The 20,553-nt window shown below is 74.3% G+C and carries 15 protein-coding genes; 12 read left to right on the top strand and 3 right to left on the bottom strand.

Annotated features, from left to right (window positions below; genetic code table 11):
- The first annotated feature begins 60 nt into the window (after positions 1-60).
- The 5 genes from F1C76_02765 (at position 61) to F1C76_02745 (ending at position 6,472) form a co-directional block, all read left to right on the top strand.
- Positions 61-597, top strand: a complete 537-nt coding sequence (locus tag F1C76_02765) for a LysM peptidoglycan-binding domain-containing protein (protein ID QNG35667.1) — start codon at positions 61-63, stop codon at positions 595-597.
- 434 nt (positions 598-1,031) lie between these two features.
- On the top strand, positions 1,032-1,550 hold the full coding sequence (gene nrdR / locus F1C76_02760; protein QNG35666.1) for a transcriptional repressor NrdR: 519 nt from the start codon (positions 1,032-1,034) through the stop codon (positions 1,548-1,550).
- Between the two features lie 103 nt (positions 1,551-1,653).
- Positions 1,654-4,521: a vitamin B12-dependent ribonucleotide reductase gene (locus F1C76_02755; GenBank protein ID QNG35665.1), complete on the top strand. Its 2,868-nt coding sequence runs from the start codon at positions 1,654-1,656 to the stop codon at positions 4,519-4,521.
- A gap of 252 nt (positions 4,522-4,773) precedes the next feature.
- On the top strand, positions 4,774-5,364 hold the full coding sequence (locus F1C76_02750; GenBank protein QNG35664.1) for a hypothetical protein: 591 nt from the start codon (positions 4,774-4,776) through the stop codon (positions 5,362-5,364).
- A gap of 127 nt (positions 5,365-5,491) precedes the next feature.
- The gene (locus F1C76_02745; GenBank protein ID QNG38961.1) at positions 5,492-6,472 is read left to right on the top strand and encodes an acyl-CoA desaturase; all 981 of its coding nucleotides are present in this window, start codon (positions 5,492-5,494) and stop codon (positions 6,470-6,472) included.
- A gap of 2 nt (positions 6,473-6,474) precedes the next feature.
- Here F1C76_02745 and arr read toward each other — a convergent pair whose 3' ends face one another.
- Entirely contained in the window at positions 6,475-6,930 is a 456-nt protein-coding gene (gene arr / locus F1C76_02740; protein QNG35663.1) for an NAD(+)--rifampin ADP-ribosyltransferase, read from the bottom strand.
- Between the two features lie 62 nt (positions 6,931-6,992).
- Here arr and F1C76_02735 point away from each other — a divergent pair, with 62 nt between their 5' ends.
- Both F1C76_02735 and F1C76_02730 read left to right on the top strand, forming a co-directional pair.
- On the top strand, positions 6,993-8,213 hold the full coding sequence (locus F1C76_02735) for an enoyl-ACP reductase (GenBank protein QNG35662.1): 1,221 nt from the start codon (positions 6,993-6,995) through the stop codon (positions 8,211-8,213).
- A gap of 85 nt (positions 8,214-8,298) precedes the next feature.
- Positions 8,299-8,691 carry a GNAT family N-acetyltransferase gene (locus F1C76_02730; protein ID QNG38960.1) on the top strand — a complete coding sequence of 131 codons (393 nt, stop codon included), beginning with the start codon at positions 8,299-8,301 and terminating at the stop codon, positions 8,689-8,691.
- Here the strand turns inward: F1C76_02730 and F1C76_02725 are convergent, their stop codons facing one another.
- Together F1C76_02725 and F1C76_02720 are read right to left on the bottom strand one after the other, a co-directional pair.
- Positions 8,692-10,185, bottom strand: a complete 1,494-nt coding sequence (locus tag F1C76_02725; GenBank protein QNG35661.1) for an amidohydrolase family protein — start codon at positions 10,183-10,185, stop codon at positions 8,692-8,694.
- A complete protein-coding gene (locus tag F1C76_02720) occupies positions 10,185-13,541 on the bottom strand; it encodes a serine hydrolase (protein ID QNG35660.1) in 3,357 nt (1,118 codons plus the stop codon). Before F1C76_02720 ends, F1C76_02725 begins: the two co-directional genes overlap by 1 nt.
- Before the next feature lie 118 nt (positions 13,542-13,659).
- Here F1C76_02720 and F1C76_02715 point away from each other — a divergent pair, with 118 nt between their 5' ends.
- From F1C76_02715 to F1C76_02695, 5 genes are all read left to right on the top strand, one after another.
- Positions 13,660-15,063, top strand: a complete 1,404-nt coding sequence (locus F1C76_02715) for a beta-lactamase family protein (GenBank protein ID QNG35659.1) — start codon at positions 13,660-13,662, stop codon at positions 15,061-15,063.
- Between the two features lie 107 nt (positions 15,064-15,170).
- A complete protein-coding gene (locus tag F1C76_02710) occupies positions 15,171-16,745 on the top strand; it encodes an ABC transporter substrate-binding protein (GenBank protein QNG35658.1) in 1,575 nt (524 codons plus the stop codon).
- An 89-nt stretch (positions 16,746-16,834) separates the two neighbouring features.
- A complete protein-coding gene (locus F1C76_02705) occupies positions 16,835-17,806 on the top strand; it encodes an ABC transporter permease (GenBank protein QNG38959.1) in 972 nt (323 codons plus the stop codon).
- Positions 17,806-19,800: a dipeptide/oligopeptide/nickel ABC transporter permease/ATP-binding protein gene (locus tag F1C76_02700; GenBank protein ID QNG35657.1), complete on the top strand. Its 1,995-nt coding sequence runs from the start codon at positions 17,806-17,808 to the stop codon at positions 19,798-19,800. Before F1C76_02705 ends, F1C76_02700 begins: the two co-directional genes overlap by 1 nt.
- Entirely contained in the window at positions 19,797-20,552 is a 756-nt protein-coding gene (locus F1C76_02695; GenBank protein ID QNG35656.1) for an ABC transporter ATP-binding protein, read from the top strand. Before F1C76_02700 ends, F1C76_02695 begins: the two co-directional genes overlap by 4 nt.
- Position 20,553 lies beyond the last annotated feature (1 nt).

The raw sequence follows: 20,553 nt of genomic DNA, 5'->3' as shown, positions 1-20,553 counted from the left end.
CGATCGAACAACCGTTCGATCCCTTCCCGGGCGTCGGAGCGAGCGACAGGAGCGACCACGATGGCCACCACGGCGAACACCTCGAGCACCACCCCGACCGTCCGCGGCAACCACCCGGCCGGTCGCGCCCTGCAGGCCGGCGTCGCCGCGCGCCGCGTCGTCGAGCCCGTCGGGCCCGTGCTCCGCCTGGTCCAGGACCCGACCGTGACGGTGCGGGAGCCGGTGCCGGAGCAGTGGGCCGACGTGGTGCCGTTGCGTCGCCCCGCCGTCGCCGGTCGACCCCCGGTGGCTGATCGGCCGGCCCCGCTGCGGTTGACCCGGCGTGGTCGTCGGGCCGTGCTGGGGCTGGTCGTGGCCGGGGGGCTGGGCCTGGCGGCCCTCGCCGGCCCCGTGGTGTTCGGCGGGCAGCCCGCCGGTGGTGGGCTGGCCCTGGCGGGGGAGAGCAGTGTCGTGGTCGCCCCGGGCGACACCCTGTGGTCCATCGCCGGCACCATCGCCCCCGACGCCGACCCTCGTGGGGTCGTCGACGCACTGCGGTCGATGAACGACCTGGACGGCGTGACCCTCGTGCCCGGCCAGGTGCTGCAGGTCCCCTGAGCCCTGACGCCACTCCGGGACCCTCGCGACTCCCGGGATCGAGCCGGCCCCCGGTGGACGACCGTCCCGGGTGGGCCGGCTCCGTCGCGTCCGGGTGGGGTGCGCGGCAGTAGGCCTGTGTCGGTCGGTTGTGCCGACCGGGCGGCATCGGTGCTGGCAGGAGCTGTGCACGGCCTGGTGCGCGTGGGGCAGGACCGGCGTCCCGGGGTGCCGCCGAAGGCGCGACGGAGTCGGGGAAGAGGACACGCCCGGGAGGGGTTGCGTATCTGTAGGGGTGCGGGGCTACTCTCACCACAACATCTAGTAGTTACACAGATGTTCTTCCATCCACAGGCCCGTCCACAGGTTCTCCCCCCGACATCCACCGGATGTCCCCGGGAGCGTGCACAGGGCGGCCGTCGTGGGAGTCCACGACACCCGAGAGGAGACCCCTGGTGCGCTGCCCGTTCTGCCACAGCCCCGACAGCCGGGTCGTCGACTCCCGGGAGGCCGACGAGGGTGCGACGACGCGCCGCCGTCGGTCCTGCCCGGTCTGCGGCCGGCGCTTCACGACCGTCGAGGAGCCGGTGCTCGCGGTCATCAAGCGCAGCGGGGTCAGCGAGCCCTTCGACCGCAGCAAGGTAATCGCCGGTGTCCGCCGGGCGTGCCAGGGGCGACCGGTCGACGAGGGGCAGCTCGCGGTCCTCGCCGCGAAGGTGGAGGACGCCGTGCGCGCCACCGGGTCGGCCGAGGTGCCCAGCAACGAGGTGGGGCTGGCCATCCTGGCCCCGCTCCGCTACCTCGACGAGGTCGCCTACCTCCGGTTCGCCAGCGTCTACCGCTCCTTCACGTCGGTCGCCGACTTCGAGAAGGAGATCAGCGAGTTGAAGCGGATCGGACTCGGCTCCGGTCCCGCTGCCGACGACGACCCCGCCCCGGGCGACGCCGCCCGGACTGTCGGACCCCCCGGCTAGAACGGGACCGACGCACCACCGCACCAGCCACACCCGAGCGCCACCAGAGCCACCACCACCGCCTCACCACAGCCACACCACAGCCACGCCAGGGGAGCACGTCTTGACCGAGACCACCGACCGCATCTCGTCCGGCCGCAAGAGGACCGCGAAGTCCACCGACCGCAAGGGCCTCAAGGTCGCCCGCGTGTTCACCACCGCCGGGGTGCACCCCTACGACGAGGTGACCTGGGAGCGCCGCGACGTCGTGATGACCAACTGGCGCGACGGCTCGATCAACTTCGAGCAGCGCGGGGTCGAGTTCCCCTCCGACTGGTCGATCAACGCCACGAACATCGTCACCACCAAGTACTTCCGCGGCGCCGTGGGCACCCCGGTGCGCGAGACCAGCCTGCGTCAGCTCATCGACCGCGTCGTCCTCACCTACACCGAGGCCGGCCGCGAGCACGGCTACTTCTCCTCCGAGACCGACGTCGAGCTGTTCGAGCACGAGCTCACCTGGATGCTGCTGCACCAGGTCTTCAGCTTCAACTCACCCGTCTGGTTCAACGTCGGCACCTCGAGCCCGCAGCAGGTCAGTGCCTGCTTCATCCTCGCCGTCGACGACACGATGGACTCGATCCTCAACTGGTACCGCGAGGAGGGCCTGATCTTCAAGGGCGGCTCCGGTGCCGGGCTGAACCTCTCCCGCATCCGCTCCTCCAAGGAGCTGCTGTCCTCCGGTGGCACCGCCTCCGGTCCGGTCTCCTTCATGCGCGGGGCCGACGCCTCGGCCGGCACCATCAAGAGCGGTGGCGCCACCCGTCGCGCCGCGAAGATGGTCGTGCTGGACATCGACCACCCCGACATCGAGGAGTTCGTCGAGACCAAGGCGCGCGAGGAGGACAAGATCCGCGCGCTGCGGGACGCCGGCTACGACATGGACCTGGGCGGCCGGGACATCACCAGCGTCCAGTACCAGAACGCCAACAACTCGGTCCGGGTGAACGAGGAGTTCATGCGGGCCGTCGAGGACGGCACGCCCTTCGGGCTGCGCTCGCGCACCGACGGCTCGGTCATCGAGACCGTGGACGCCAAGGAGCTCTTCCGCAAGGTCACCACCGCCGCGTGGGAGTGCGCCGACCCGGGCATCCAGTACGACGACACGATCAACGACTGGCACACCAACCCCGAGACCGGGCGGATCAACGCGTCCAACCCGTGCTCGGAGTACATGAGCCTAGACAACAGCTCGTGCAACCTGGCGTCGCTGAACCTCATGAAGTTCCTGCGCCCCGACGGCACGTTCGACTCCGAGCGGTTCACCCGCTCGGTCGAGCTGATCATCACCGCGATGGACATCTCGATCTGCTTCGCCGACTTCCCGACGGCGCCCATCGGTGACACCACCCGGGCCTACCGCCAGCTGGGCATCGGCTACGCCAACCTCGGCGCGCTGCTCATGGCCACCGGGCACGCCTACGACTCCCGCGGCGGCCAGAGCCTGGCCGCGGCGATCACCTCGCTGATGACCGGTGCGGCCTACCGCCGCTCGGCCGAGCTGGCCGGTGTCGTGGGTGCCTACGACGGCTACGCCCGCAACGCCTCGGCGCACGCCCGGGTCATGCGCAAGCACGCCGCCGCCAACGACGCGATCCGCCCCGTGGGTGCCGACGACGCCGACGTGCTCAAGGCCGCCACCGCGCAGTGGCAGGAGGGCCTGGCCATCGGCGCCGAGAACGGCTGGCGCAACGCCCAGGCCTCCGTGCTGGCCCCCACCGGCACGATCGGCTTCATGATGGACTGCGACACGACCGGCATCGAGCCGGACTTCGCGCTGGTCAAGTTCAAGAAGCTGGTCGGCGGCGGGTCCATGCAGATCGTCAACCAGACGGTGCCGCGGGCGCTGAAGAGCCTGGGCTACCAGGACGAGCAGGTCGAGGCGATCGTCGAGTACATCGCCGAGCACGGGCACGTCGTCGACGCCCCCACCCTGCGTCCCGAGCACTACGAGGTCTTCGACTGCGCGATGGGCGAGCGGTCCATCTCCCCGATGGGCCACGTCCGGATGATGGCCGCGGTCCAGCCGTTCATCTCCGGTGCCATCTCCAAGACGGTCAACATGCCCGAGACGGCGACCATCGAGGACGTCGAGAACATCTACTTCCAGGGCTGGAAGCTCGGCATCAAGGCGCTGGCGATCTACCGGGACAACTGCAAGGTCGGCCAGCCGCTGTCCGGTGGCAAGGGCAAGAACGACGGCGCCAAGGCCGAGGTCACCGAGACCGCCGCCCCGGTCGTCGGCACCATGGCCCACCCGGTGCGCAAGCGCCTGCCCAAGAAGCGGACCAGCGTCACCACGTCCTTCTCCGTCGCCGGGGCCGAGGGCTACATGACCGCCGGCATGTACGAGGACGGCAGCCTGGGCGAGGTCTTCCTCAAGCTCGGCAAGCAGGGCTCGACCCTGGCCGGTGTCATGGACGCCTTCTCGATCGGCATCTCGCTGGCGCTGCAGCACGGTGTGCCGCTGGAGACCTACATCTCCAAGTTCACCAACATGCGCTTCGAGCCCGCCGGCATGACCGACGACCCGGACATCCGCATCGCCCAGTCGGTGATGGACTACATCTTCCGTCGGCTGGCCCTGGACCACCTGTCGGTGGAGAAGCGCGCCAACCTGGGCATCTTCACCGCCGAGGAGCGCGCCGCGCAGGTGTCGGGCTACGGCTCGGCGTCCACCGACACCGTGGACGACGAGGTCGACCTGGAGGCGCTGCGCGGCTCCGCCCCGACCGAGGTCAAGCAGGTCGAGAAGGTGACCCCGGCCGGCCCGACCTCGATCAAGGAGGCCCACTCCTCGGCCGAGCTGCTCGAGCTGGTCACCGGGACCGCCACCGACGCGCCGCTGTGCATGACCTGCGGCACGAAGATGCGCCCGGCCGGCAGCTGCTACGTCTGCGAGGGCTGCGGCTCCACCAGCGGCTGCAGCTGACCTGACCGCGGCCCGACGAGGGCCGGGACAGTGACGAGGGGGCGGGGTCCACACGGACCCCGCCCCCTCCGTCGTACCGGCACGCGGTACCGGGTGGTTCAGCTCGGGGACGGCGGGTAGGTCGAGGGCGCACGTACGCACCACCCCGTCCAGGACCCGGCGGACTCTCCGCCCGTGGTCTGCGGTTGTGCGCTCACCCCCTCCACGGGCTCCCTCCCGGCACGTCGCCGGCCTCCCGCCCTTGGAGCCACCATGTCCGCAGACCGGCACACCGTCCTCCGTTCCATGCACGACATCGGCCTCGCCGCCTGGTTCGGCGGCAGCCTCATGGGCGCCGTCGGCGTCAACGGCGCCGCGGCGGCCGCGAAGGACCCGACCGAGCGCACCCGACTCAGCTCGATCGGCTGGGCGGCGTGGGCACCGGTCCAGGCCGTGGCCATCGGGGCCCACCTCGTCGGCTCGATCGGGATGGCCCGCGCCGACCGCGGCCGGGTGTCGGCCCAGGACGGCGCCGGGGCGAACACCCTGGTCAAGACGGTGCTGACCGCCGCCGCCATGGGCACCACGCTGGCCAGCGGGCTCGCCGGCGCCAAGACGGCGAAGGGCTCCCCGGCCCCGGCCGCCGGCGCCACCGAGCCCCGCGCGGACACCCCGGCCGACGTCGCCGAGGGCCAGGCCGCCCTGAAGCCCCTGCAGTGGGTCAACCCCGCCCTGACCAGCGTGCTCATCGTGCTCGCCGCCCAGCAGGGCGAGCAGCAGCGCACCGCGCCCGCCCTGTTCTCCGGGCTTCTCGGGCAGGGCGTCACCAGCGCCCGGTCCGCCGTCCGCCGCGTCGCGAGCTGAGCGCCCGGCTCCCGTGACGGCCCTCGAGAACGCCGCGCCCGTCCCCGCCCCCACCCGGGCGCGGGCGGGCGCCCGGCCGCCGACCCTCTACGCCCAGCTCGCCGAGGAGGTGCAGGCCGCCGGGCTGATGCGCCGCCGGGTCGGCTGGTACGTCACGACGACCGCCGTCGTCCTCGCCGTGACCGTCGGTGCCTGGGTGGCCTTCGTCGTGCTCCGGGACTCCTGGTGGACCCTCGCCGTCGCCGCGGTGCTGGCCGTGACCAGCGCCCACGTCGGGTTCCTGGGCCACGACGCGGCGCACCGCCAGGTCTTCGCGTCCGGGACGGCCAACGCCTGGGCGGCGCGGGTCGTGGCCGGGGCCTGCGCGGGGTTGTCGATGGGGTGGTGGACCAGCAAGCACAACCGGCACCACAGCGGGCCCAACCAGGTCGACCGGGACCCCGACATCGCCACCGGCGTCCTGGTCTTCGACCCCGCCGATGCCCCGAACCGCACGCACCCGGCCGCCCGCTGGTTCCTCGACCGGCAGGGCTGGGCGTTCTTCTCGCTCCTGCTGCTCGAGGGCGTCCAGCTGCACGTCGCCGGGGTGCGCGACCTGCTCACCCGGCGGGACGTGCCGCACCGCCGGCTCGAGCTGGGGATCATCGTCGCCCGGCTGGTGGGCTTCCTGGTCGCTGTCGCCGTCGTGCTCCCGCCCGGCAAGGCGGCCGCGTTCGTCGCCGTCCAGCTGGGGCTGTTCGGGCTGCTCATGGGCGGGGCGTTCGCGCCCAACCACAAAGGCATGCCGATCGTGCCCGCCGGGACCCGGATCGACTTCCTGTCCCGTCAGGTGCTGATGAGCCGCAACATCGACGGCGGCCGGGTCACCGACGTCGCGATGGGCGGGCTGAACTACCAGATCGAGCACCACCTCTTCCCGAGCATGCCGCGGCCTGCGCTCCGGCAGGCCCAGCCGATCGTGCGGCGCTTCTGCGACGAGCACGGCGTCCGCTACACGCAGACCAGCCTGGTCGGCTCCTACGGCATCGTCGTCCGGTACCTAAACCGGGTCGGGCTGGGGGAGCGGGACCCGTTCACCTGCCCGCTGGTGCAGCAGCGCCGGGCGTGAGCTCAGTCCTCGATGACGTCGAGGCCCTGCTCGCGCAGCCGGGCCAGGGAGGCGAGCATGCCGGCGAGCACCTCGGGTGGGTGGGGCGTCCAGTCCTCGAGCTCCCCGACGACGCGCAACGGGTGACGGGTCCGGTAGGACAGCGTGGGGTTGCCGGGGAACCGCTTGTCGGTGACGTTCGGGTCGTCCTCGAACGGGCCGGTCGGCTCGACCTCGTAGACCCGGCCGTGTCCCGGGGTCTCGGTCAGCGCCGTGGCCAGTTCCGCGCCCCACACGGCCGTCTCCACCGCGGCGGTGAAGTAGACGTGGCGCATCACCCGGTCGGTGTGGAAGTTCGACGTCCGGCCGGCCACCAGCTCGTCACCGACCGCGACCACGGCCGCCGTGCCGTGGAAGAACGGGCCGCGGACGTGGTCGTGGTGGTCGAGGGTCACCGGGACGCGGATCGGGTCGGTCATGGCGGTTCCTCCCGAGGTGGTGGGTGGGCGCGGACGGGACGCCCCCACGGGAGGATGGACCCATGAGCACCGAGCGCGCACACGACGTCGTCCTCTACGGCGCGAGCGGCTTCGTCGGCCGCCTGGTCGCCGAGCACCTGGCCGTGCACGCACCCGCCGGGACGCGGATCGCGCTGGCCGGGCGCACCCGCGCCCGGGTCGAGGCCGTCCGCGCCGCGCTGCCGCCCGGTGGCCGCAGCTGGCCGGTGCTGGTCGCCGACGCCACCGACCCGGTCGCGCTGGCCGACCTGGCCCGCAGCACCACCGCGTTGGTCACCACCGTCGGGCCGTACGCCAAGCACGGCCTGCCACTGGTCGAGGCGTGCGCCCGGGCCGGCACGCACTACGCCGACCTCACCGGCGAGGTGCTCTTCGTCCGGGACGCCGTCCGGGCCGCCGATGCACTGGCCCGGGAGAGCGGGGCGAGGATCGTGCACGCCTGCGGCTACGACTCGATCCCCAGCGACCTCGCCGTCGCCGAGCTCGCCCGCACCGCGCGCGAGGCGGGCGCCGGGACGCTCACCGACGTGCAGACCGTGGCCACCGCCAAGGGCGGGGTCAGCGGCGGGACCGTGGACTCGCTGCGCACCCAGGTGGCCGCGCTGCAGGCCGACCCGAGCCTGCGGGCCGTCGTCGCCGACCCCTACGCGCTGAGCCCGGACCGCGCCGCCGAGCCCGGGACCCGCCAGCCGCGCGACGGCTCCAAGCCCTCCCGGGACGCCTCGGGCCGGTGGACCGCACCGTTCGTGATGGCCCCGTTCAACACCCGCGTCGTCCGGCGCAGCAACGCCCTGCAGGACTGGGCGTACGGCCGGGAGTTCGCCTACGGCGAGGTCATGGCGGCCGGGAAGGGCGTCACCGGCGCGGTCACCGCGGCCGCGGTCACCGGCGGCCTGCTGGCGGCGGTGTCGGCGATGTCCCTGAAGCCCACCGCGGCGCTGCTCGACCGGGTGCTGCCGGCCCCGGGCACCGGCCCCGACGAGGACACCCGGGAGAACGGGTTCTTCCGCATGGTCACCACCGGGACGACGACGTCGGGCCGACGCTTCCGGTCCACCGCCGCCGGTCCGGGCGACCCCGGGTACGCCGCCACCGCGGTCATGCTCGGGCAGACCGCGTTGGCCCTCGCCCTGGACGACCTGCCCGACCGGGCCGGGTCGCTGACCCCGGCGACCGCGCTGGGCACCGTGCTCGTGGACCGGCTGCGGGCCGCCGGGCACACCTACGAGGTCACGGAGTTCTGACGTGGTCCGCCTCGCCGAGCCCGCTGACCTGCCCCTGCTCGCGGCCGTGGAGTCCGCGGCCGACCAGCTCTTCGTGCCGCTCGGGATGACCGACTTCCCGCCCCCGGCCACCCCGGGACAGCGGGCGGGCGCGTGGCGGGTCCTGGTGGAGGGGAGCCCACCACGGGGCTTCGCCGTCCTGGAGCTGGTGGACGGTGCGGTGCACCTGGAGCAGCTCTCGGTCGACCCGGCGCACGGGCGGCAGGGGATCGGGGCGGCGCTGCTGGCCGGGGCGGTCGACCAGGCACGGGAGCACGGCGCCGACCGGGTGACGCTGTGCACCTACGGCGACGTCGCGTGGAACGGGCCGTTCTACGCCCGGCACGGTTTCGTGGAACTGGCCGACCTGACCCCGGGTCTGGCTGCCCTGCGTGCCCACGAGGTCGAGCTGGGGCTGGACCGCTACGGCCGGCGCACCGCGATGGTGCGCCGGCTGTAGTCAGGCGTCGCCGGAGCGGATCACCCGGCCGGGCAGCGCGCCGGGCACGATCTCGCCGTCCCGCACCACCGCGGTGCCGGCCACCAGCACGTGCCGGAACCCGCTCGTGGGGGCCGTGGCGGTGTAGGTCGCCCGGTCGGTCACGGTGTCCGGGTCGAACACCACCAGGTCGGCGTCCGCTCCGACCTGCACCCGGCCCTTGCGGCGCATCGCCGGGGCGGCCGCCTCGAGCAGCTGGGCCGGCAGCAGCGACGACCGCCGCAGGGCCTCGGTGAGCGTCAGCAGCCCCCGCTCGCGCACCAGCCAGCGCAGGGTCCGGCCGTAGGACCCGGCCGACCGGGGGTGGGTGAAGGCGTCGGCCGGCGGTGGCCAGACGTCCGGGACGGCGGCCCCGCCCGGTCCCACCAGGGGCATCGCGTCGGTGGCGACGACGGTGTCGGGCAGCAGGAACGAGCGCTCCAGCACCGCGAGGTCGGCCGGGTCGTCCTCGTCCAGGGTGTGCACCACCACCAGTCCGCCGGGGTCGACGGTCCGCAGGTGGGTCAGCTCGGCGGCGTCCGCGATCCGCCGGCCGGTGCCCAGCCAGGTCAGCGAGGACGGCGTCAGGCCCATCCGGTGCAGCGCCCCGGGAGCCAGGAAGGACGCCCCCACGACCGTCGACCCGGCGCCGTACGGGTAGGCCTCGGTGCTGACCCGCACCCCCTCGCCGCGGGCGGTCTGCACCGCGGCGGCCACCTCGTCGATCATCCGGTTCGACGTGGAGTTCACGTGGCAGACGTGCATGTGCGCCCCGGTCCCCGCGGCGGCGGCGATCACCTCCAGCGCGCCCTCCAGCGAGGTGCCCGGCTCCTCGGTGGAGATGAAGCGGGTGTGGGTGAACGTGGGCACCCCCCGGCGGGCGGCGAGCCCGGCCAGCCGGAAGTACTCGGCCCGGCCGCTGTCGGGGGCGTAGCCGACCAGGCAGCCGATGCCCAGCGCACCCTCGTCGACCGCCCGGTCGAGGTGGCCCAGGATCGCGTCCACCTCGGCGTCGCCGGCCGGGCCACGCCAGCGGGGGCCGTCCTGGTGGGTGCCGAAGAGGTCCAGGCTCAGGTCCCCGTCGCCGGGCAGCGGCACGCCGTCCAGCACGTGCATCCGGGCGTCGGTCCACGCCGCGGAGAACCCGACGTTCACCGGCCGCCCCTCGGCCTCCGCCCGGGCGCAGGCGGCGGCCACCGGGAGGGCGCCGGCCTCCAGCTCCAGGGCCGTGGTGACCCCGTCCATGGCCTGCAGGCGCAGCCCGGGCACCGTCTGGGCGTGGCTGTGCAGGTCCACGAAGCCGGGGGCGAGCACCAGTCCGGTGACGTCCCACGTGGTCCGGGCCGGGGGTGCGACCTCGGCGACGGCGGTGATGGTGCCGCCGGTGACGCCGACGGCCCGGACGGCGTCCAGCCCGGTCTCCGGGTCGATCACCCGGGCGCCGGTGAGCACGAGGTCGTGCACGTGCTCGGGCATCAGCCCACCCGCGGGTTGGCGCGCACCCCGTAGTGCACGTACTCGGCCCCGTCGGGCAGCGCGTAGAACGTGACGGCCATCCAGCTCTCCTGACCCGGCGGCTGGGCGCAGAACAACCCGTCGGCGACCGGGTGCAGCGTCATCTCCTCGGGGGCGTGCCCGGGGGCGTCGGCCAGCGGGCCGGTGGGCACCATCCGCAGCACCAGGGACCCGTCGCGCTCGGTCACCTCGGTGCGCATCGAGCTGCGCTCGTAGGTGCCGACGTAGCGGCCGAGCTCGAGGTCAGGAGCCGGGGCCGGGGGCACCAGCTGGTCGGCCATCGTCACCCCGGCGAGCTCGCTCACGACCTCCCCCACCAGCGCGCGGAACAGGTCGGTGCTGTGCCCGCCGTTCGTCAGCAGCGCCACCACCAGCCCGGCGCCGGGCAGCACCCGCAGGTAGGCGTTCTGCCCGAACGTGCTCCCGTCGTGGCCGTAGAGCCGCTCGCCGTGCCAGTCGAAGCGGATCCAGCCCAGGCCCCAGGAGTCGCCCAGGGTGTGGGTGTCGGGCAGCTCGGCGTGCGCGGCCTGCATGTCGGCGGCGGTCGCGGCGGAGACGAGCGGTCCGCCGTCCTGCAGGTGCGCGCGGGCGAAGGCGGTCACGTCGCGGGCCGAGGCGTTGATCAGCCCGGCCGGGCCGGCGGACCGGGGGAGCAGGAACGTGCTGACGGGGGTGAACGGCTGGTCCGGGCCCTCCGAGACGTGGCCGACGGCGGCTCGGTGCAGGATCGCCTCCTCGGGCAGCGTGGACGTGCGGGTGAGCCCGAGGGGTTCGACGACCCGCTCGCGCAGCACGGTGTCCCAGGTCTTCCCGGTCAGCACCTCGACGACGCGGCCGGCCAGGCTGTACCCGGAGTTGCAGTAGGAGAAGGTCGCGCCCAGCGGGTGGTTCTGCGCGACGTCGGCCAGGGCGGCCACGTACCTCTCGAGGACGTCGTCCCCACGGCCGGTGTCGGTGAAGACGTCGCCGTCGATGCCGCTGGTGTGGGTGAGCAGGTGGCGCATGGTCACCCGCTCCGCGACGTCGGGGTCACCGAGGGCGAGGTCGGGCAGCACCTCGACCAGCGGCGCGTCCAGGTCGAGTCGGCCCTCCTCGACCAGCTGCATGACCAGGGTCGCCGTCCAGACCTTGCTGATCGACCCGATCTGGAACACCGAGTCGGTGGTGACCTCCACGCCGGTGGCGGTGTTGAGCACCCCGGTGGCCGCCTCGGCCAGCTCGTCGTCGGCGCCGTCGACACCCAGCCGGAGGACGGCGAGGGTGGCTCCGGGCACCTGGTGGCCCGCGGCGAGCTCGTCGAGACGCTGCTGCCAGTGTGCGGTGTCCAGCTGCGGTCGTTCCTGTGCCTGTGTTCGTGCAGGGGTGGTCGTCACGTGTCGCTCCGTCCAGTCGAGGATGCGGTGGCTGTAGTCCGCCCGGTGGGAGGGGCGGCCGTCGAGGACGAACAGGTGCGAGGCACCCGGGTAGAGCACCAGTTCGGTGGGGACGCCGCGGCTGCGCAGCGCGGTGAACCACTGCTCGGCCTGGCCGACCGGGCAGCGCTGGTCGTCGGCGCCGTGCAGCACGAGGGTCGGTGTGGTGACCTCGCCGACCCGGGTCCACGGGTCGATCTCGGCCAGGGCGGCGGGCTCGGTGACCGGGTCCGGCCACTCCAGACCGCCCAGCAGCGTCCCGACGTCGGAGGTGCCCCACTGGCTGCGCAGGTCGGCCACCACCCCGCCGGCGACGGCCGCCGCGAACCGGTCGGTGCGTCCGGTGAGCCAGCAGGTGAGGTACCCGCCGTAGGAGTAGCCGGTGAGCGCCAGCCGGTCTGGGTCGGCGACCCCCTCGGCGACGAGCTCGTCCAGGGGGTCGAGCACGTCGCGCTCGTCGGCCAGCCCCCAGCGGCCGACCGCGGACCGGTAGGCGGCCTGGCCGTAGCCGTCACTGCCCCGGATGTTGAGCAGCAGGACCGACCAGCCGCGCGAGGCGAGCACCTGGTGGTACGGGTGGACGGCGTCGGCAGCCGGTGACCAGGCGTTGTGCGGCCCACCGTGCACGTCGACCAGCAGCGGGCCGGGCCCGACGGCCGCCGGGTCGCGCAGCAACCAGCCGTGCACCTGGGTCCCGTCGTGCACGGTGGAGGTGCGCGGCTCCGGGCGCAGCAGCACGACGTCGGGGAGGCTCTGCGCGGTGTGCCGGGTCAGCCGGGTGACGGGCCCGCCGGCCAGCGGGACGACGGCGACCTCGCCGAACGTGTCCGGGTCGGCCAGCACCACGGCGGCCACCGCGGCCCCGGACGCGACCGCGAGCCCGGAGGCCACGACGTCGTCACCGGTGACCAGCGGCCGCGGCGTACCGGTGCCGTCGACGGCGGTGGTGTGCACGTGCGAGCAGCCGCGGTCCCGGATGCAGAACACGACCGTCGTCCCGTCCGGGGTCAGCTGTGGCAGCCCGCCGGGGTAGCCGGGCCCGCCGGGCATGACGTTGCGGTCCAGGGCGGCGGCCAGGTCCTCGACGGGGCCACCGTCCAGCGGCACGCGGAGCAGCTGGGTGTGGCCCACCTCGACCGCCTGCTGGCCGGCGACCAGCAGCGTCCCGGCGTCGACCCAGAGCACCGGCCCGGCGACGCCGTCGGTCGGACCGACCCGGTGGGGTGCGCCGCCGTCGACGGGCACCAGGTGGACCGCGGAGCGGCCGGTGCGGTCGGCGTCGGCGTCGGTCGCGGCGGCGAAGGCCAGTCGGGTGCCGTCCGGGGACCAGGCCGGTGGGCCGGCGTGCCAGTCGCCCGTCGTCAGCTGCGCCACCTCGCCGCTGTCCCGGTCCAGCACGTGCAGGTGTGCGCGCACGGTGCCCAGCCGGCCCGACCCGTCGGCCTTGTGGTCCAGCCGCCCGGTCACCAGCGGGGCGTGCTCGGCGGCGGGGCCCTCGGGCTCCGGGCCGGAGCGCACCGGGGCGGTGAAGGCGATGCGGCTGCCGTCCGGGCTCCACACCGGGCGCCCGGCGCCCAGCGGCAGACCGGTGACGCACTCCGCCTCGCCGCCGGCCATCGGCAGCACGTGCAGCTGGGCCGGGTCGTCCCCACCGCGCAGGAACGCCAGGCTGTTCCCGTCGGGGGAGAAGGCCGGTGCGGTGTCGGCGGGGCCGGAGGTCAGCCGGGCCGGCGCGGCCCAGCCGTCACCGTCGGCACGCACCACCCACAGCGACCGGCGGTCGGCGTCGGCCACGGTGTCGGTGGTGCGCAGGACGTAGACGACGGTGCGGCCGTCCGGGGCGATCGCCGGGTCCCCGGGCAGCTCCAGGTCGGCGAGGTCGGCGACCTCCAGCGGGCGGGACATGCCGGGAGCCTGCCCGGGCCGGGCCGAGACCGGTTCGTCCGACCCGACGAACAGGAGCAGCCGGGCTTGGGCGGCGGGACCAACGACGCCGCTCGTGGCGCCCCTAGCGTCCACCGCCATGACGACCAGCACCGAGACGGGCACCCGCACGCTGGACCAGGTCGGCGCCTGGCTGTCCGAGCGGCTGCCGGCCCTGCTCGCCGAGCACGACGTGCCGGCGGCCGCCGTCGCGGTCTCGGTCGGCGGCGAGGTGGTCGAGGCCGCGGCCGGCGTGCTCAGCCTGGCTACGGGGGTCCCGGCCACCCCGGACACGGTCTTCCAGATCGGCTCGATCACCAAGGTCTGGACGGCGACCCTGGTGCTGCAGCTGGTCGACGAGGGCCTGGTCGAGCTCGACGCACCGGTGCGCCGGTACGTGCCCGAGCTCCGGCTGGGCGACGAGTCCGCCGCCGAGGCCGTCACCGTGCGGCAGCTGCTGTGCCACACCGCCGGGTTCGAGGGCGACGTGTTCACCGACACCGGCCGCGGCGACGACGCCCTGGAGCGGTTCCTGACCGAGCTCGGTGACGTCGTCCAGCTCTTCGCGCCGGGGGAGCTGTTCTCCTACAACAACGCCGGCTACTGCGTGCTCGGACGACTGGTCGAGCTGCTGCGCGGCAAGCCCTTCGACGACTGCCTGCGCGACCACCTCATCGCACCGCTGGGGCTGGCCACCGCCTCGCCGAGCCCGTACGAGGCGATCCTGCACCGGGTCGCCATCGGACACCTGACCCCCGCCCCCGGCCAGGCGCAGGTGCCCGCCCCGATCTGGGCCATGGTCCGCTCCAACGCCCCGGCCGGCTCGCAGCTGGCGATGAGCGCCCGGGACCTGCTCGGCTTCGCCCGGCTCCACCTGTCCGGGGGGTTGGCCCCCGACGGCACCCGCCTGCTGTCGGAGGCCTCGGTGCAAGCGATGTGCGAGTCGCAGGTGCGGCTGCCCGAGCTGCGGGTGCTGGGCGACGCGTGGGGGCTGGGCTGGGAGCTGTTCGACTCGAGCACCCCGGTGCACGGGCACGACGGCAACACCATCGGCCAGGCCTCCTTCCTGCGCCTGGTCCCCGAGCACGACCTCGCCGTCAGCCTGCTCACCAACGGCGGCAACCCCTACGGGCTCTACGCCGACGTCGTCGGGCACGTGCTGACCGAGCTCGCCGGGGTCGAGCCCCGGTTGCTGCCCACCCCGCCGGCCGACCCGCCCCGGGTCGTCGCCGCCCGGTTCACCGGCACCTACGCGAGCCTGGTCGCCGACCTCGTCGTGGACGCCGACGACGACGGACGGATCTGGCTGTCGATGGTGCCCAAGGGCGCGGTGGCCGAGATGTCGGAGGCTCCCGAGCGCACCGAGCTGGTCGCCTACGGCCCCGACTCGCTCATCCCGCTGCAGAGCCAGATGGGGCTGCACATCCCGCACGTCTTCCTCGGTGACGACGGCGAGGGCCGGGCCCGGTTCCTGCACGTCGGCCGCGCCGTCCGCCGCGCCTGACCTGTCCACCCGCACCACCCGCACCGCCCCGGCTCGTCCGGACCGACGAACACCGGCACCCCGCCACCAGGCAGCGTCTGGCCCACCCCGCCCGAGAGGACCCACCCATGAGGCTCGTCCGGACCGTCGTCGGCACCAGCGCCGCCGCCCTGGCACTGACCGCCTGCGGAGGTGGGGACGGCGGGAGCGCTGCCGTCGCCTCCGGCGGGACCTTCACCTTCGCGGTGGCCGCCGACCCGGGGAACCTGGACCCGCAGGCCTCGGCGGCCAGCGGGCTGTTCCAGATCACCCACTTCGCCTACGACTCGCTGCTGGGGCTGGACGGCGACGGGCAGGTCGTCTCCCAGCTGGCCACCGACTGGTCGGTGGACGGCCTGACGGTCACGTTGACCATGGACCCCGACGTCACCTGCTCCGACGGCACCCCGTTCACCGCCGCCGACGCGGCGGAGAACATCAACTTCGTCGCCGACCCGGAGAACCAGAGCCCGTTCCTCGGCGTCTTCGTGCCCAACGGCGTCACCGCCGCGGGCGCCGGCGACGGGACGGTCACCCTGACCCTGGCCGCCCCTGCACCGTTCGTGCTCAACGGGCTGGCCGGGGTGCCGATGGTCTGCTCGGCCGGTCTGGCCGACCGCGACCAGCTCACCGACTCCACGCTGGGCACCGGGCCGTTCCAGCTCTCCGAGGCCGTCCCGAACGACCACTACACGTACACCGTCCGCGACGACTACACCTGGGGCCCCGACGGCGCCAGCACGTCGGAGGAGGGCACCCCGGACCAGGTGGTCTTCCAGATCGTGCCCAACGAGACCACCGCGGCCAACCAGCTGCTGTCCGGCGAGGTGACCGCCGGACAGGTCATCGGCCCGGACTACGACCGCCTCGAGGCCGCCGGTCTGTTCTCCACCAGCGTCACCGCCGTGCTCGGCGAGCAGTGGTACAACCAGACCGCCGGCCGACCCAGCGCCGACCCGGCCGTGCGTCTGGCGCTCACCCAGGCCGTCGACTACGAGCAGGTCGCCACCGTGCTCAGCTCCGGTCGCGGCGGTCCGGGCACCAGCTTCGCCGCCTCCGCGCCCTCGGCCTGCGGTGGCGACTCGGTCTCCGACGCCTTCCCGACCTTCGACACCGACGCCGCTGCGGCGACGCTGGACGAGGCCGGCTGGGTGGCCGGCTCCGACGGCACCCGCGCCAAGGACGGCATGCCACTGGCCGTCACGTTCCTCTACGACACCGACCTCGGCGCCTCCGGCTCGGCGGCCGCCGAGCTGGTCACGGCCGCCTGGCAGGACCTCGGGGTGACCGTCGAGGTGACCCCGCAGGACGAGACCGCCTCCATCGACACCCTGTTCAGCACCGGTGACTGGGACGCCGCCTGGGTGGCGCTCAACGTCAGCAGCCCCGACCAGGTGGTGCCCTTCGTGTCCGGCCCGGTCGTGCCCGACGGCAACAACTTCGCCCACATCGCCAACGCGGACTACGACGCGGCGGTCGCCGAGGCGTCCGCCCTGGAGGGCACCGACGGCTGCCAGACGTGGTTGGCGGCCGAGGCGGCCCTCGTCGGGTCGGCCGACGTCTTCCCCTTCGCCAACCAGGAGACGACCTTCTTCGGCAACGGCGCGGAGTTCGCCGTCGGCGACGGCCTCATCCCCACCAGCATCCGGATGACCGTCGGCTGACCCCGACCGGACCGGGCAGGACGACGGAGAGGGGAGCGGCGGTGAGCAGCACGACGACCGAGCAGGTGGACGGCGCGGCGGGGACCCCGGTGGTGTCCCGCAGCAGGCCGGGCGGGCGGCCGTGGCTGCGCTTCGCCCTGCGGCGGGGCGGACGGTTGCTGGTCTCCCTGTGGGTGCTGTTTACCGCCTCGTTCCTGATCCTGCACCTGATCCCGGGCGACCCGGTGCGGGCGGCGCTGGGGCCCACCGCACCGGCGGCGCTGGTGGCGGCCCGCCGGGCCTCCCTGGGCCTGGACGACCCGCTGTGGCAGCAGTACCTGGACCACCTGCGGGGCGTCCTCACCGGTGACCTGGGCTCCTCGCTGGGCAGCTCGCTCCCGGTCTCGCAGATCATCGGCCAGCGGCTGCCGGCGACCCTGGAGCTGGCCCTGCTGTCCTTCGTCGTGGTGATCGCGATCGCCGTCCCGGTGGGGGTGGGGATGGCCGTGCTGACCCGCGGGGGCCGGCGTCGTCGGGCGGAGCTGGCGTTCTCCTCCGGCAGCACCGTGCTCGGTGCCGTGCCGGACTTCCTGCTGGGCGTGGCGTTCGTCTACGTCTTCAGCGTGACGCTGGGCTGGCTGCCGGTGGCCGGCCGGACCGGCCCGTCGTCCTACCTCCTCCCGGTGCTGGCCCTGGCGCTGGGGCCGGCCGCCGCGCTGGCCCGGATCATGCGGGTGGAGATGCTCACCGCGTTGCGGGCCGACCACGTGCGCACCGCCCGGGCCAAGCGGTTGCCGGCCGCCCGGGTCTACCTGCGTCACGCGCTGCCGCACGCCCTCACCGCCGCCATCACCCTCGGCGGTCTGCTCCTCGGCGCGCTGGTGGCCGGCACCGTGCTGGTGGAGAACGTCTTCTCCTGGCCGGGCCTGGGGAGCACGATCGTGTCCTCGATCCTGGAGAAGGACTACCCCGTCGTGCAGGCCGTCGTGCTCGTCTACGGCGCCGGCGTGCTGCTGGTGAACCTCGGCGTGGACGTCGTCCTGTCGCTGCTGGACCCGCGCTCCGTGATCCGGGAGAACTGATGACCGCCGGAGTGCCGGGTGCCCTCGTCCCCGTCGCCGGCGCGGGCCGGTCGGAGGCCCGCGGCCGCTGGGGTGCGGTGCTGCGCACCCCCGTGGGCATCAGCGCCGGCCTGCTGCTGCTCGCCGTCCTGGTGCTGGCCGCGGTGGCGCCGCTGGTGTGGGGGGAGCGGGCCGACGCGGTCGACACCGATGCGCTGCTGCAGGGCTCCTCGGCCGCGCACTGGGTCGGCACCGACAACCTGGGCCGGGACCTGTTCGCCCGGGTGCTGGTGGCCACCCGCCTCTCGGTGCAGCTCGCCCTGGTCGCCACCGCGATCACCGTGGTGGTCGGGCTGCTGCTGGGCACCGCCCCGGTGGTGCTGCCCCGGCGCATCGGCCGGCTGGTCACCGCGGGCGTCGACGTCGCCGTCGCCTTCCCGGGCCTGCTGCTCGCGCTGTTCTTCGCCGTCGTCTTCGGCGTCGGCGCCACCGGGGCCGTGCTGGCCATCGGCATCGCGGGCGGCCCGGCGTTCGCCCGGCTGACCTCGACGCTGGCGGCGGGGGTGGCGTCGCGGGACTACGTGCTGGCCGCGCGGATCGCCGGGGTGAGCCGGGTCCGGGTGCTGCTGCGGCACGTGCTGCCGAACATCGCCGAGCCGCTGGTCGTCAACGCCACCATCGGCGCCGGCGGCGCACTGCTGGCCTTCGCCGGGCTGTCGTTCCTCGGGCTCGGGGTGCAGGCGCCGGACTACGACTGGGGCCGCCTGCTGCAGGACGGTCTGTCGGGCATCTACCGGCACCCGGAGGCCGCCCTCGCCCCGGGCGTCGCCATCGTCGTGGCGGGGCTGGCCTTCAACCTCTTCGGCGAGGCGGTGGCCAAGGGCATCGGGCTGACCACGACGGTCGGCGCCCTGCCCTCGCGTCGCCGGCGCAGCAGGACCGACGACGAGGCCCCGGCGACCGAGCCCGCGGTCCGTGGCACCGGTGACCTGGTGCTCGACGTCCGAGACCTGTCGGTGACTTTCCCCGGCGCGCACGGCCCGGTGCGTCCGGTGCGCGGGGTGACCTTCACGGTGCGTCGGGGCGAGGCCGTGGGCGTCGTCGGGGAGTCCGGCTCGGGCAAGTCCCTGACCGCGCTCGCCGTCGCCCGGCTGGTGGAGGAACCGGGCGAGGTGACCTCCGGGCGGCTGGACTTCCTGGGCACCGACCTGCGCACGGGGGGTGACCGGGCGCACCGGCAGCTGCTCGGCACCGGCTTCGCGATGGTGTTCCAGGACCCGATGACGTCGCTGAACCCCACCACGCGGATCGGCACCCAGCTGGCCGAGGGTGCCCGTCAGCACCAGGGCCTGTCCCGGTCGGACGCGTCGGCCCGTGCGGTCGACCGGCTGCGCAGCGTCCGGGTGCCCGAGCCCGAACGGCGGGCGCGGCAGTACCCGCACGAGTTCTCCGGCGGCATGCGGCAGCGCGCCATGATCGGCATGGGCCTGATGGGCCGGCCGGCGCTGATCGTGGCCGACGAGCCGACCACCGCCCTGGACGTCACGGTGCAGCGGTCGGTGCTGGACCTGCTGGCCACCATCCGCCGGGACGACGACGTGGCGCTGCTGCTGATCAGCCACGACGTCTCCGTGGTCCGCGAGGTGTGCGACCGGGTGCTGGTCATGTACGCCGGCCGTGTCGTGGAGGACCTGCCGGCGACGGCGCTGTCGGAGGGCCGGCACCCCTACACCCGGGCACTGGTCGCCACGGTGCCGGACATGCACGTGGACCTCGACCAGCCGCTCCCGGTCATCCCCGGCCGGCCCGTCGACCCCTCGGCGCAGCCACCGGGCTGCGCCTTCGCCGCGCGGTGCCCGCTGGCGTCGGACCGCTGCCTGGCCGAGGACCCGCCGCTGGTGGCCGACGAGGCCGGGCGGCGGGTGGCGTGCTGGCACGCCGACGACGCCGACGGGGTGCACCGACCGGTGCTGGCCGGGGCCGGCCGGGGTCGGGACGAGGAGGAGGTGGCATGAGCGAGCTGCGGTTCGACGACGTCCGGGTGCACTACGGCAGCGCCCGGACCGGGCACACCGCCGTCGACGGGGTGAGCCTGGTGGTGCCCGACGGGCAGGTGGTCGGTCTGGTGGGGGAGTCCGGTTCGGGCAAGTCGACGCTGGCCAAGGCCGCCGTCGGGCTCGCCCCGCTCACCGGGGGCAGCATCCTGCTCGACGGGGAGCCGCTGCCGACCAGGGGCCGGCGGCCGGTGCAGATGGTGTTCCAGGACCCGTACTCCTCGCTGGACCCCCGGATGACCATCGGCGACAGCATCGGCGAGGCGGTGCCCCGGGGGACGTCGCGGGCCGACCGGCGGGCCGAGGTCTCCCGGCTCCTCGAGCTGGTGGAGCTGGACCCGGCCCGCGCCCGGTCGCACCCGGCGCAGCTGTCCGGGGGGCAGCGCCAGCGGGTGGCCGTGGCCCGGGCGCTGGCCGCCCGACCGGACGTCGTGATCGCCGACGAGATCACCTCCGCCCTGGACGTCTCCATCCAGGGGACGGTGCTCAACCTGGTGCGCCGGCTCCAACGGGAGCTGGGCACCTCGATGCTGTTCATCTCGCACGACCTGGCCGTGGTGCGGTACGTGGCGAGCACGATCGCCGTCATGCGGGAGGGCCGGATCGTCGAGCAGGGCCCGTCCGCCCGGGTGCTGGGCGAGCCGCAGCACCCCTACACCCGGGAGCTGCTGGCCGCGATCCCCGGCGCCGTGCCCGTCGGGGTGCTCCGGTGAC

This window comes from Geodermatophilaceae bacterium NBWT11 (assembly GCA_014218215.1).
Taxonomy (GTDB): domain Bacteria; phylum Actinomycetota; class Actinomycetes; order Mycobacteriales; family Geodermatophilaceae; genus Klenkia.
This window is presented reverse-complemented; position numbering and strand designations above follow the sequence as displayed.

Excerpts from the sequence above, each read along its gene's own strand:
- F1C76_02765 (QNG35667.1), top strand. The coding sequence starts at position 61 with ATGGCCACCACGGCGAACACCTCGAGCACCACCCCGACCGTCCGCGGC.
- F1C76_02750 (QNG35664.1), top strand. The coding sequence starts at position 4,774 with ATGTCCGCAGACCGGCACACCGTCCTCCGTTCCATGCACGACATCGGC.
- F1C76_02745 (QNG38961.1), top strand. The coding sequence starts at position 5,492 with ATGCGCCGCCGGGTCGGCTGGTACGTCACGACGACCGCCGTCGTCCTC.
- arr (QNG35663.1), bottom strand. The coding sequence starts at position 6,930 with ATGACCGACCCGATCCGCGTCCCGGTGACCCTCGACCACCACGACCAC.
- F1C76_02735 (QNG35662.1), top strand. The coding sequence starts at position 6,993 with ATGAGCACCGAGCGCGCACACGACGTCGTCCTCTACGGCGCGAGCGGC.
- F1C76_02730 (QNG38960.1), top strand. The coding sequence starts at position 8,299 with ATGACCGACTTCCCGCCCCCGGCCACCCCGGGACAGCGGGCGGGCGCG.
- F1C76_02725 (QNG35661.1), bottom strand. The coding sequence starts at position 10,185 with ATGCCCGAGCACGTGCACGACCTCGTGCTCACCGGCGCCCGGGTGATC.
- F1C76_02720 (QNG35660.1), bottom strand. The coding sequence starts at position 13,541 with ATGTCCCGCCCGCTGGAGGTCGCCGACCTCGCCGACCTGGAGCTGCCC.
- F1C76_02715 (QNG35659.1), top strand. The coding sequence starts at position 13,660 with ATGACGACCAGCACCGAGACGGGCACCCGCACGCTGGACCAGGTCGGC.
- F1C76_02710 (QNG35658.1), top strand. The coding sequence starts at position 15,171 with ATGAGGCTCGTCCGGACCGTCGTCGGCACCAGCGCCGCCGCCCTGGCA.
- F1C76_02700 (QNG35657.1), top strand. The coding sequence starts at position 17,806 with ATGACCGCCGGAGTGCCGGGTGCCCTCGTCCCCGTCGCCGGCGCGGGC.
- F1C76_02695 (QNG35656.1), top strand. The coding sequence starts at position 19,797 with ATGAGCGAGCTGCGGTTCGACGACGTCCGGGTGCACTACGGCAGCGCC.